The following is a 13005-nucleotide window of genomic DNA, read 5'->3' on the forward strand; positions in this document are numbered from 1 at the left end:
AAACTATTGAAAGCGGATCTTTCACAAGCTGCTAATTCAGCGATTGTATGGGATAAGGAAATGAAAGAGTATTATGAAAGGAAAAGGAAGGAAGGGAAAGCTTATGGAGTAGTGCTAAATGCAGTCAAGTTTAAACTAGTAGGAAGAATGTTTGCTGTGGTCAAAAGGGGAACACCCTTTGTGGAGTTAATGACTTACAAAAAGTAAACGGACTGAAATAGCCCGTTTAATTTCTTTAACTGTTTTTTATAGGCCTATTATTTGCATAGGTCTTAGAATTCTGTGGTGAATAAATGAACTTTATAAAGCGACTATTGTTTTCTTCAAACCTAAACTTTTAACGAATAAGCATTATGAAGATACAGACGGGACGAGGAACAATTCCTCTTATCACTTTAATTGCCATTTGGTCTATTTCGGCATTGACTTCATTGCCGGGACTCGCTGTTTCACCTATATTGGGTGACCTTACAAAGATATTTCCGAAAGCTACGGATCTGGACATACAGATGTTAACATCACTGCCATCATTGCTCATCATACCTTTTATATTGCTGGGTGGTAAACTGACGGAGAAAGTCGATTATGTCCGTGTATTGAAAGTCGGACTCTGGCTTTTTGCCGCAAGCGGTGTTCTGTATCTGATATCCAATCGAATGTGGCAGTTGATTGTGGTTAGTGCTCTGCTCGGCATCGGGTCCGGACTTATTATCCCTTTGTCTACCGGATTGGTTTCCAGATATTTTGTGGGAACTTATCGGGTGAAACAGTTCGGGTTGAGTTCGGCCATAACTAATTTTACGTTAGTGATAGCAACTGCCGTGACGGGCTATCTGGCAGAAGTCAGTTGGCACCTGCCTTTTCTTGTTTATCTTCTTCCGTTGGTTTCCATTCTGCTGGTGGGACATTTGAAAGAAGACCGGTCCGGAGAAGCCGCTTTAACGGCATCTTCTTCGTCTGATACTACTACTACTACGGCGGCAAATGTAGCAACTGCGAATGCGGCGACGGTGACTGTGCCGGAGACGAGTTCAGCGGACGACAGCAAAGCTGCCCGACAGTCTGCCATAGACATTGGAGGCAGTAAATATGGTATTCACATCAAGCATCTGATAGAACTGATGCTTTTCTATGGGGTGATTACATATATCGTAATAGTAGTGATCTTCAATCTGCCTTTCTTAATGGAAAAGCATCATTTCTCCAGTGGTAATTCCGGACTGATGATTTCGCTTTTCTTCCTGGCTATCACGGCTCCGGGCTTCTGTCTGGATAAAATTGTAGGCTTGCTTAAAGAACGTACGAAGGCATATAGCCTGTTGTCGATGGCATTGGGACTATTATTAATCTGGATAGCTCCGATAGAGTGGTTGATTATTCCCGGGTGTATTCTGGTCGGTTTAGGGTATGGCATTATCCAGCCCATGCTTTATGACAAGACCACGCAGACCGCATTACCGCAAAAGACCACATTAGCTTTGGCATTTGTGATGATGATGAACTACCTGGCTATTTTGCTCTATCCCTTTATCGTCGATTTTTTCCAGTGGGTATTCCATACCCAATCGCAAGAGTTTCCGTTTATCTTTAATCTGCTGATTACTGTTGTCACTCTTTTCTGGGCATATCGGCGCCGTCATACCTTTTTGTTTAACGACCAATTGAAATAAAAAATGAAGAATAAGAAACTGGAAGCCAATCTTAGCATGGCCGTCTCGAAAGTTTTTAGCGGGTTAAATATGAATGCCCTGAAGTATCTTCTGCCTTTGTGGATGAGTCCGCTGACAGGAGCAACCCTTCGCTGCACGTTTGCAGCAGCAGCCTTTTGGGTAATCGGGTGGTTTATGCCTCCGGAAAAATCATCCGCCAAAGATAAATGGCTCCTTTTCCTGTTGGGGGCCTTGGGACTTTATGGCTTTATGTTTCTTTACCTGGCCGGATTGAGTAAAACGACTCCTGTTTCCAGTTCTATTTTTACCAGTCTCCAGCCTATTTGGGTTTTTCTCATGATGATATTCTTTTATAAGGAGAAGGCGACCACAAAAAAAATAATAGGAATTTCTATCGGTCTGATAGGAGCATTGGTTTGTATTTTAACCCAGCAAAGCGATGATTTGGCGTCCGATGCTTTCACGGGAAATATGCTTTGTCTTCTTAGCTCTGTGGTATATGCTGTCTATCTGATTCTTAGTCAGCGTATCTTGACTGCCATCGGAGCAATAACCATGTTGCGCTATACTTTTTCCGGTGCTGCTGTATCTGCTATAATAGTAACGTTCATTACGGGATTTGATGCTCCGGTATTCTCCATGCCGTTCCATTGGACACCTTTCCTTATCCTGATGTTCGTATTGATTTTCCCGACCACTATCAGTTATATGTTGTTGCCTGTCGGTTTGAAATATCTGAAGACAACGGTGGTTGCCATTTATGGTTATCTGATTCTGATTGTGGCAACTATTGCCTCCCTTGCTTTGGGACAAGACCGTTTTAGCTGGACGCAGACGTTTGCCATTATTTTTATCTGTATCGGAGTTTATTTGGTAGAAGTTGCCGAAAGTAAGGAGCGATAAAAGTTTCTCGGTGTGGAACAGGTTGTTCCTCGGTGAGGAACACTTCGTTTCACACCGAGGAACACTTTGTTTCAAGGCATGGAACAAAAAAAGAGCGTCCTTCACAGAACGCTCTTGCTTATTTCATCATCATGTTTTATAGAGAGGAGTTGATTGCTTGTGCTATGGACTTGAATTCTTCATCCGACAATTTCAGTTTCGGATTCGAGAACAACATATCCGATTCCTTTTGAATAGGAATTAAATGAATATGTGCATGAGGAACTTCCAGTCCGATAACCGCTTCGCCCACCTTTTTACAGGGGAAAGCTTTTTCAATGGCACGGGCCACTTTCTTTGCAAATACATGCATAGCAGCCAGGTCCTCATCGCTCAAATCGAAAATATAGTCTACTTCCTGTTTGGGCACCACCAATGTGTGTCCCTTTACCAACGGATTGATATCGAGAAACGCAAAAAACTTTTCGTTTTCCGCCACCTTGTAGCAGGGGATTTCGCCTGCGATGATTCTACTGAATATTGTTGCCATAACTTTTATTGATAAATGAAGGCAAGCCCCACAAGGAGACCTGCCTTTACGTTAAATTGATATGTTTACTACTTCCAATGCAATTTTACCTTGTGGAACAGTGATTTCGGCTACATCACCCACCTTCTTGCCAAGCAGACCTTGTGCAATCGGAGTGTTAACGGAAATCTTTCCTTCCTTCAGGTTAGCTTCACTTTCGGAAACGATGGTATAAGTCATCTTCATACCGTTCTTTACATTCTTCAGTTCCACTTTATTTAAAATCTGTACAGAATCTGTTTTCAGCTTAGATTCATCAATGATTTTTGCGTCTGCAATGGTAGCTTTCAATTTGTTGATGCGCATTTCAAGCATACCCTGCGCCTCTTTGGCGGCATCGTATTCTGCATTTTCCGACAAGTCTCCTTTATCTCTGGCTTCGGCTATTGCCGCAGAGATCTTCGGGCGTTCCACTGTTTCCAGTTCCTTCAGTTCCGCCATCAGTTTCTTGTAACCTTCTTCTGACATATAAGCCATGATGTTTTCCTCCTTTAATTGTTTTAAATGGTCATATAAACAAAAAAGAATTCCAACATGAGCCATGTTGGAACCCTCTTATCATTATTTCTTTGCAAAGATAGACTTTTAAGTGATACGTGTCAAGTGAAAAAAGATGCTATGTAACATATTTAAATGAAATATGCTAAATTATAACAACTTAGAGCAATGACTTGACAGCTGCTTCCAAATCCTTGATATCTTCGCCGCGAAGCTTCAATTCGTTGTTACGGTTAATCAAAAAGATAGATGGAACTTGACGAACATTATATACAGCTACGTTGGTAGAATACACTCCGTTTCCATCGCGTACACAAACCCAGGGAAGGTTGTCTGCCGCAGTTTTCCAGTAGTGTTCGTCCGCATCGAGAGATACCTGGTATATTTCCAGTCCTTGTTTTGCGTATTCATTATATAGTTCGCGAAGCATCAGGTTGTGAGGAGAACCGGCAGGCGACTGGAATACAGAGAAATCGAGCAATACGACTTTTCCTTTCAGGTCGGTCAGTTTGCGCACATTTCCTTTCACGTCACGCAGGGCGATGTCGATAATGCCGGTTTCCACTATTTTCTCTTGAGGAATCTCCAATGCTTTTGCCTGTGGCTGGCGCGTGTTCTTCATCCCCTTAATTACAATATTATAAAGGTTCTTGGAACGTACGGCATGAGGGAACGCATTGTTGAGGCTCGTAGCAACAGCAGCGAAGCATTTCACATCATCTTTATTGTTCAACGGATCGAATATCAGATAATTATTGAGTTTCTGGAACAGGGCAAAGTAAGCGGCTGCCGTGTTGGGAGCAGCGAAAATATAGTTCACTTTGACATCTTCCTTGTAATTGTTGAGCAACGTTGCCAGACTGTCTTCAAATACATCATGCCCCATTCTGTTACTGCGTAAAGCTGCCAGCAAGTCGTCCACCTCTTTTTGAAGGCGGATCTGCTTCAGCGTCAGCTCTTTTATCTTGTTGCTGTTTTCCGAACCTTCCACCGTGTAAGTAGTGGAGAAATCCACATACGGAGCTTTGATCTGAATCGTTTCGATAGAATCTACAGAAAAATTGATGATTTTGTCGTCAATCCGCAAACGATAAAATTCGGGTGATTCGGGACGAGGCTGCTTGAAACTGAATGTACCTTCCCCCTTCAGCTTCACTGAATCGAGCGGAACAATACCTTCCAGACCGGAAGCTTCGAGATAAAGCATTTTACCGTCGGCTCCTGATACATCCCCGTTCACCTGGAATTTAGGGCCGGAACTACAAGCAGTAATAGTAAGTGCGGCGAGCGCTGCAAAAGTAACCTTTTTCATATAGTGTGTGTTATTAACGAGATGCAAATATACTTCTTTTCGAGATTAGTCAAAGCATTTTGCCGGGTTCTTCATCCTAATTTTGAAAAAAAATCAGTTCACCACTAACTTTTTACCTCATTTCCACCTGATTACCACGATAAATGTATATCTTTGCAGGAATTTTGAAAGAAAAAGTATAGATAAAACAATTTTTATGATTAACCCAATTGTTAAGACAATCGAGTTACCTGATGGAAGAACCATCACACTCGAGACGGGAAAGTTGGCAAAACAGGCAGACGGTTCTGTAATGCTTCGCATGGGCAACACCATGTTGTTAGCTACTGTTTGTGCCGCTAAAGATGCAGTTCCCGGAACAGATTTTATGCCTTTACAGGTAGAGTACAAAGAAAAATTTGCGGCATTCGGCCGTTTCCCTGGTGGTTTCACCAAGCGAGAAGGTAGAGCTTCTGATTATGAGATTCTGACTTGCCGTCTTGTAGACCGTGCTCTCCGTCCTTTATTCCCCGATAATTATCACGCAGAGGTATATGTGAACATCATCCTCTTTTCTGCTGATGGTGTGGATATGCCGGATGCATTGGCAGGACTTGCCGCTTCTGCAGCACTTGCCGTTTCAGATATTCCTTTCAACGGACCGATCTCTGAAGTGCGTGTAGCGCGTATCGACGGTCAGTTCGTTATCAATCCTACTTTTGAACAACTGGAAAAAGCTGACATGGACTTGATGGTAGCCGCTACTTATGAGAACATCATGATGGTAGAAGGTGAAATGCATGAAGTATCCGAAGCTGAATTGCTGGAAGCAATGAAAGTGGCTCACGAAGCTATCAAGATTCATTGCAAAGCGCAGATGGAGTTGACTGAAGAGGTTGGAAAAACTGTAAAACGTGAATACAACCACGAAGTAAACGACGAAGACTTGCGCAAGGCTGTTCGCGAAGCATGTTACGACAAGGCTTACGCAGTTGCCGCTTCCGGAAACAATAACAAACACGAACGTTTTGCTGCTTTCGAAGCGATCCGCGAAGAATTCAAGGCTCAATTCTCTGAAGAAGAGTTGGACGAAAAGGCTGCATTGATCGACCGTTACTACCACGATGTAGAAAAAGAAGCTATGCGCCGTTCTATTTTGGACGAAGGTAAGCGTCTGGATGGTCGTAAGACTACTGAAATCCGCCCGATCTGGTGTGAAGTAGGTCCTCTGCCTGGCCCTCACGGATCTGCTATCTTTACTCGTGGTGAAACACAGTCATTGACTTCTGTTACTCTGGGTACAAAACTGGATGAGAAGATTATCGACGATGTTTTGGAACACGGAAAAGAACGTTTCTTGTTACATTATAACTTCCCTCCTTTCTCTACAGGCGAAGCAAAAGCACAACGTGGTGTAGGCCGTCGTGAAATCGGTCACGGTCACTTGGCTTGGCGTGCTTTGAAAGGACAGATTCCTGCTGACTATCCGTATGTAGTACGTGTGGTTTCAGATATCCTCGAATCTAACGGTTCTTCTTCTATGGCTACCGTATGTGCCGGCACATTGGCATTGATGGACGCAGGTGTGAAGATCAAGAAACCGGTATCGGGTATCGCTATGGGATTGATTAAGAACCCGGGCGAAGAAAAATATGCTGTATTGTCTGATATCCTGGGTGACGAAGACCACTTGGGAGATATGGACTTCAAGGTGACCGGAACAAAAGACGGTATCACTGCTACACAGATGGATATCAAGGTAGACGGTCTGTCTTACGACATTCTGGAACGTGCTTTGAACCAGGCTAAAGAAGGACGTATGCATATCCTTAATAAGATTACTGAAACAATTGCTGAACCACGTGCCGACCTGAAAGAACATGCTCCACGTATCGAAACGATGACAATTCCTAAAGAATTCATCGGTGCTGTGATTGGCCCTGGTGGAAAGATCATCCAAGGTATGCAGGAAGAAACTGGTGCTGTGATTACTATCGAAGAAATTGATGGTATGGGACGCATCGAAGTTTCCGGAACAAACAAGAAATGTATTGATGATGCAATGCGCATGATTAAAGCAATCGTTGCTGTTCCTGAAGTAGGCGAAGTTTATAAAGGTAAAGTTCGTTCTATTATGCCTTATGGTGCATTTATCGAATTCTTGCCGGGCAAGGATGGTTTGCTGCACATCTCCGAAATTGACTGGAAACGTCTGGAAACAGTAGAAGAAGCCGGAATCAAAGAAGGTGATGAAATCGAGGTAAAACTGATTGATATCGATCCGAAAACTGGCAAATTCAAACTTTCAAGAAAGGTTTTGTTGCCAAGACCGGAAAAGAAGTAAGAAAGCGATAACTTCTATATATAATGAAGGCTGTTTCAAATTTAATTTTGAAACAGCCTTCTTTTTTTCTATCAGCATACTTCTTTTAGCCTTTTCACCACAGAGGACGCAGAGGACACAGAGGTTATAATTATCTCTAAACTAGAACTCTGAAAACTCTATGTCCTCCGTGTCCTCTGTGGTGAAATAGTTCGTTTATGAAACAAGAATGAGGTTTCCGCCTAAAACTATGTTTTACAGGAGATGATTTCTGTATATCTTAAAAAAATAAGATTTCTTATTAGTATCCTCCGGAGTTGAACTGTTTTATATATAGAGTTAGTATATATTAGATTTATCCAGTTTATTAAAACCTTTAAAAAGATGAAAGACACCTTATTATATCCTCCCCAAAAAAAGAATCGGAAAGTACCCCCCATACTTCCCGATTCGAAACAGTCAAAAATCGACCTTAATCAATTTATTAACTTAACACGTCGCAAAGATATGAGAAAAATTTCTTTGAAAGAGCTTTTTTATTTAAAAAGTTTATGATACAGGCAAATATACCTGTTAATAAGGTCGTTTTTCTTGCTTTAAAACCAAAGCTTCACTCCTTTTAAAGGAACGGCCCCTTCCTTTAAAAGGAAGAGGCCGTTGGTTCTAAAGAAATCTGGTGGGGTGTTTATATAGAAATTTGGATTAATGATTTTTCAATTATATAAATCCGTTTACAAGTTTGTTTTATACTCCTCTTTTATTCGTATTATGTGTGCTAAGTTCTTTTCCAGTAATTCATTTAGCTCATTATCCGAAAAACATTCTCCTAAATAGATCGTGCTTTCTGTTTCAAAATCAAATGATTCGTCGTCTTCATTCACAACAATCTCAATTTTTCCTTGTGCATCTGTAGAGATCACTGCATTGTATTTAGTCATCAATTCTTTGAGCTCTTTTATGAACCTGTATTCTTTATTTGTTAATATTCTTTTCATGTTCGTAAGCTCTTTTGTTTTGTTGTCCTTTCGTGCGGTAAAGTTCGTGATAATTTAACACATTATACGCTGTTTGAAGTATTCATTTTATTCTATTTGTCAGGTTGTAATATTCATTTTATCCATATTATCACATCTATTCGTTTTTTTCGTATATTTGCTTCGAGCGAAACTTTTCATTTGTATATTTGTTGGATTTTAAAAAGAAAGAAAATAAAAATGGAAACAGAAGAATTGACAATTGGGAGAGTCCATCACGGACGCAATATACGTCGTACCCGTATTGAAAAGAATATGAACCAGGAGGGTTTGAGTGAATTAGTACATCTCTCACAACCTGCTGTTTCTAAATATGAGAAGATGAAGGTGATTGATGATGAGATGTTGCAACGCTTTGCGCGTGCATTGAATGTCCCTTTCGATTATCTCAAGACTTTGGAGGAGGATGCACAGACGGTGGTGTTTGAAAATAATACGGTGAATGATTCGGAGCAAAATACAGGTGGAGCAAAGATTAATATTGGTACTGTGAAATCCTATACCGAAGATACTGACAGTAGTAATGATAATCGGGTAAACAACTTCAATCCTATCGACAAAATCACTGAACTCTACGAGCGTCTTTTAAAAGAAAAGGATGAAAAGTATGCAGCATTAGAACGCCGTTTGCAGAATATTGAAAAAAGTCTGCAGAAATAAGAGACAGATAAATTGAAAGGAATCGCAATATGATGAAACAAATACCTTACGGAATAACTGATTTTAGCCGAATTCAGAAAGAGAATTATTATTATGTAGATAAGACAATGTTCATTGAAAAAATAGAGATGCAACCGCCTTATCTGTTTCTGATACGTCCCCGTAGATTTGGGAAGAGTCTGACTTTGGCTATGTTAGAGGCCTATTATGACGTAAATCATGCTGAACAGTTTGACGAGTTGTTTGGTCAGCTATACATAGGTCAGCATCCGACGAAGCTTCACAATCAGTTTCTCATCATGCGATTTAATTTTTCGGAAGTGAGTTCCAATGTCAATGAAGTAGAGCTATCGTTTAAGCTGCATTGTTGTAGCAAACTTAAAGATTTTGTCTTTAAGTATGAAGATTTATTGGGAAAAGAAATTTGGGATGTTCTTGATGAGAAAATACAAGAAGAACCCGGTGCTTTTCTGTCTGCGATTAATTCCTATGCTACCCGTAAGAAAAATATTCGTATTTATTTACTTATTGATGAATACGATAATTTCACCAATACCATTCTTTCAACTTACGGTACGGAGTTTTACAGAAAAGCAACGCATGGCGAAGGTTTTATTCGTGGCTTCTTTAACGTGATAAAATCTGCCACTACCGGAACCGGAGCTGCTCTTGAACGGTTGTTTATTACCGGAGTGAGTCCGGTGACGATGGATGATGTAACTAGTGGCTTTAACATCGGAACCAATATCACAAATGATTCATGGTTTAATGATTTGGTTGGATTCAGTGAGAAAGAATTGCGTGAGATGTTGACATATTATAAAGAGCAGGGAGTGCTTCAAGAATCTATAGATGAAATAGTTGCCATGATGAAACCCAATTATGACAATTATTGCTTTAGTGAAGATACATTGGAACAGTGTATGTTTAATTCTGACATGGCACTTTATTTTCTGAAATCTTTTGTTCTTCATCATAAAAAGCCTAAAGAAATTGTAGACCCTAACATTCGCACTGACTTTAACAAGTTGGCATACTTGATAAAATTAGATCATGGATTGGGAGAGAATTTTTCTGTTATAAAGGAAATAGCCGAGCAAGGAGAGATTATTACTGACATCGTTACTCATTTCTCTGCATTGGAGATGACGGACCCCAGTAATTTCAAGTCTTTATTATTCTATTTCGGACTTCTTTCCATCAAAGGTGTAGATATGGTGGGAAGACCCATCCTGCATGTACCGAATTTAGTTGTAAGAGAGCAGCTTTTTAACTTTTTGATACAAGGCTACATCAAGCATGATATCTTTAAAATAGACATGAACAAGATGAGTGCTTTATTTGAGAATATGGCTTTCAGAGGAGACTGGAAACCTTTGTTCGATTTTATCGCCAACGCTGTTCGTGAGCAAAGCCGTATCCGTGAATATATTGAAGGTGAAGCGCACATTAAAGGCTTCTTGCTTGCTTATTTAGGAATGTATCGTTATTATCAACTTTATCCGGAATACGAATTGAATAAAGGCTTTGCAGATTTCTTCTTCAAACCTAGTCTGTCGGTTCCCGTACTTCCTCCTTTCACCTATCTGCTTGAGGTGAAATATGCAAAAGCCGGTGCTTCGGAAAAAGAAATACGTGCCCTTGCTGATGAGGCGCGCGAACAGTTACTTCGTTATAGTGAAGATGAGCTGGTGGCAGAAGCCAAGGCGAAAGGTGAACTGAAGTTAATTACTATTGTTTGGCGTAGCTGGGAGCTTGCCTTGTTGGAAGAAGTAACTCTTTCTTAAGAAATAAGTACCATAAATGTTACTACAAGGTTTGCGGTTCATCCATTTTACCTAATTCTTGAAATGCTGAGAAATAAGGAGATAGCAGGTAAAAGTATAGAGTAAAATAAGGTGAAACCGATAGAATCGATAAATCAATAGTTTATGTTACTTGTAAACTTGTATCGGCAATTCTCCTTTCAATGCTCCTATGGCGTTAAAAGCTAACGACTCCATTTCATTCTCTCCCGGATAAACATAGATGGGAGCCAGGAAAGAGATTCTTTTTTTCAGCCTTGAAACCACATAGTCCGAATAAGCGATTCCTCCTGTCAGGAGGATAGCATCTACTTTCCCGCAAAGTACAGTAGCACTGGCGCCTATCGCTTTTGCAACATTATAAATCATGGCGTCCAGTATCAGTTCCGCCTTTTTATCTCCTTCTTCTATCGATTGGATGATGGCAGGCACATCGGTCGTACCTAAATGAGCAGTCAATCCGGCACGTCCGGAGATACGTTTCTTCAATTCGTCTTTGGTATGCTGACCGCTAAAACAAAGGTCGATCAGTTGACCGGCAGGAAGTGTGCCGGCGCGTTCCGGTGAGAAAGGGCCTTCACCATCCAACGCATTGTTGGCGTCGATGGCTCTTCCATGGTGATGGACTGCGACAGAAATACCTCCTCCTAAATGGCAGATGATTAAATCCAAATCTTCATATTGCGTCCCTTGTTCTTTGGCGAAACGCCGCGCGATTGCTTTTTGGTTCAAGGCGTGCCAGATGGTAATTTTCGGCATTAACGGAGAACCTGTAATGCGGGCTATATCTTCCAGTTCATCCACCACTCCCGGATCAGCGATGAAAGCCGGGCAATCGGGTAGGGTGGCGGCCAGTTCGCTGGCAATCAGTCCTCCTAAGTTGCAGGCATGGGTACGCATGGCATGCACTGTATCACGTTTCATGGCATCGTTCACCTCATACACTCCGCCCGGTATCGGTTTCACCAAACCTCCGCGTCCGATGATTGCGTCAAAAGAAAAAGGAATCTTGTTATTCTCCAATTCTTGTAATACCAGATTTTTCCGGAATTCAAACTGATCTATTACCTCGGGAAACGCAGACAGCTCTTCTACGGAATGTTTTATATTGCTGATAAACAATGGAGTCTCGTTTTCGTAAACCGCAATCTTTGTAGAAGTTGAGCCGGGGTTGATAACCAGTATTTTCATGAATGGTGAGTTTTAAATGGTGAATTTAGAATGATAAGTTGGTGACCTGACTGGCCTGTTTTCTGCACTCGCAATCTCCTGACACTTGTAAGCATGCCATCGCAATGCTATAATATTTGGACAAGCCGGAATCGCTACGTGACGGAAGTACTACAGGACAAATAGGACCTTGCAGTAATCCTGCCATTTCTGCCTTTGCAAACAGGGAGACAGATTTGTAGAATGCATTGCCCGATTCGATGTTCGGGAATATCAGTACGTCTGCCTGTCCGTTGATAGGAGATACAATCCCTTTAATATCACCACTTGCCTGTTCGCACGCAGTACGTACATCCAGCGGGCCGTCAATAATCACATTTCCGAATTCTCCTGCTTCGGCAAGCTCTACGATATTCACATAATCTAATGAATGAGGGAACTTGGCACTCACTTTTTCCGTACAGTGAATCAAGGCGACACGCGGCTGCTCGATGCCAAAGTGGCGGCAGGTACAGATAGCATACCAAATCATCTCTATGCGTTGTTGTAGCGTGGGACGCGGAATGACCGCAGCATCCGAAAAGAAAAGCAGTTTATGATAAGTAGGAATTTCCATCACTGCCAAATGCGTGAGGATTTTTCCTTTCGGCAACAACCCTTTTTCTTTGTCAAGTATGGCGTGCAGTAAGTTGTCTGTATTGATAATCCCTTTCATCAAAATATCGGCTCCCCCTTCGCGAACGATACGGACAGCCTCGCGTGCCGCTTCGTCCGGATTTTCGATATGGATAGTTTTTATATATTCGGGATATTGTTTGAGCGTGGGATATTTCTTCAGAATTGTAGAATCTCCAATCATAAGAAATTCTGCAATTCCCTCTTCCAGCGCACGAGAGATGGCATACTCTGTGTTAGGATCGTTGGCACAGACCACGGCAATTCGTTTTCTATGGTTTAGTTTTTTGAGATGGGCCGTTAGCTGGGCAAAATTTAGAATAGGTTCCATAACGTTAGATTTTTAGCAAATATCAGAAAAATGATTGAAAAAATAACGATTATAACCCGAAAAAAATGCATCCGTTA

General features: G+C 41.3%; 11 protein-coding genes and 1 pseudogene. 6 read left to right on the forward strand and 6 right to left on the reverse strand.

Annotated elements, in window-relative coordinates:
• From HMPREF0106_RS0124765 to HMPREF0106_RS11165, 3 genes and pseudogenes are all read left to right on the forward strand, one after another.
• A pseudogene (locus tag HMPREF0106_RS0124765) lies at positions 1-207 on the forward strand (IS110 family transposase); the annotation flags it as partial.
• A 146-nt stretch (positions 208-353) separates the two neighbouring features.
• Positions 354-1670 carry an MFS transporter gene (locus tag HMPREF0106_RS11170; RefSeq protein WP_009040166.1) on the forward strand — a complete coding sequence of 439 codons (1317 nt, stop codon included), beginning with the start codon at positions 354-356 and terminating at the stop codon, positions 1668-1670.
• A gap of 3 nt (positions 1671-1673) precedes the next feature.
• Positions 1674-2573: a DMT family transporter gene (locus HMPREF0106_RS11165; protein WP_004316636.1), complete on the forward strand. Its 900-nt coding sequence runs from the start codon at positions 1674-1676 to the stop codon at positions 2571-2573.
• A gap of 136 nt (positions 2574-2709) precedes the next feature.
• Here the strand turns inward: HMPREF0106_RS11165 and HMPREF0106_RS11160 are convergent, their stop codons facing one another.
• The 3 genes from HMPREF0106_RS11160 to HMPREF0106_RS11150 all read right to left on the reverse strand — a co-directional run bounded on the left by HMPREF0106_RS11160 (position 2710) and on the right by HMPREF0106_RS11150 (position 4951).
• Positions 2710-3102: an HIT family protein gene (locus HMPREF0106_RS11160; protein WP_008026146.1), complete on the reverse strand. Its 393-nt coding sequence runs from the start codon at positions 3100-3102 to the stop codon at positions 2710-2712.
• 51 nt (positions 3103-3153) lie between these two features.
• Positions 3154-3618 carry a transcription elongation factor GreA gene (gene greA, locus HMPREF0106_RS11155; protein WP_032811363.1) on the reverse strand — a complete coding sequence of 155 codons (465 nt, stop codon included), beginning with the start codon at positions 3616-3618 and terminating at the stop codon, positions 3154-3156.
• Between the two features lie 181 nt (positions 3619-3799).
• Positions 3800-4951: a TlpA disulfide reductase family protein gene (locus tag HMPREF0106_RS11150; RefSeq protein WP_004316642.1), complete on the reverse strand. Its 1152-nt coding sequence runs from the start codon at positions 4949-4951 to the stop codon at positions 3800-3802.
• Positions 4952-5147: 196 nt separating this feature from the next.
• Between HMPREF0106_RS11150 and pnp the strand changes: the two genes are divergently transcribed.
• Positions 5148-7274, forward strand: a complete 2127-nt coding sequence (pnp, locus tag HMPREF0106_RS11145) for a polyribonucleotide nucleotidyltransferase (RefSeq protein WP_004311937.1) — start codon at positions 5148-5150, stop codon at positions 7272-7274.
• A gap of 710 nt (positions 7275-7984) precedes the next feature.
• Here the strand turns inward: pnp and HMPREF0106_RS11140 are convergent.
• The gene (locus HMPREF0106_RS11140; RefSeq protein WP_009040167.1) at positions 7985-8248 is read right to left on the reverse strand and encodes a hypothetical protein; all 264 of its coding nucleotides are present in this window, start codon (positions 8246-8248) and stop codon (positions 7985-7987) included.
• 219 nt (positions 8249-8467) lie between these two features.
• Here HMPREF0106_RS11140 and HMPREF0106_RS11135 point away from each other — a divergent pair, with 219 nt between their 5' ends.
• The gene (locus HMPREF0106_RS11135) at positions 8468-8947 is read left to right on the forward strand and encodes a helix-turn-helix domain-containing protein (RefSeq protein ID WP_009040168.1); all 480 of its coding nucleotides are present in this window, start codon (positions 8468-8470) and stop codon (positions 8945-8947) included.
• A gap of 29 nt (positions 8948-8976) precedes the next feature.
• Positions 8977-10734 (forward strand): ATP-binding protein, encoded by a 1758-nt coding sequence (locus HMPREF0106_RS11130; RefSeq protein ID WP_009040169.1) that lies wholly within the window; start codon positions 8977-8979, stop codon positions 10732-10734.
• Between the two features lie 147 nt (positions 10735-10881).
• Here the strand turns inward: HMPREF0106_RS11130 and buk are convergent, their stop codons facing one another.
• Positions 10882-11943 (reverse strand): butyrate kinase, encoded by a 1062-nt coding sequence (gene buk / locus HMPREF0106_RS11125; RefSeq protein WP_008026158.1) that lies wholly within the window; start codon positions 11941-11943, stop codon positions 10882-10884.
• A 25-nt stretch (positions 11944-11968) separates the two neighbouring features.
• Entirely contained in the window at positions 11969-12928 is a 960-nt protein-coding gene (locus HMPREF0106_RS11120; RefSeq protein WP_009040170.1) for a phosphate acyltransferase, read from the reverse strand.
• Positions 12929-13005: the final 77 nt, after the last annotated feature.

Source organism: Bacteroides sp. D22 (assembly GCF_000163675.1).
Taxonomy (GTDB): domain Bacteria; phylum Bacteroidota; class Bacteroidia; order Bacteroidales; family Bacteroidaceae; genus Bacteroides; species Bacteroides xylanisolvens.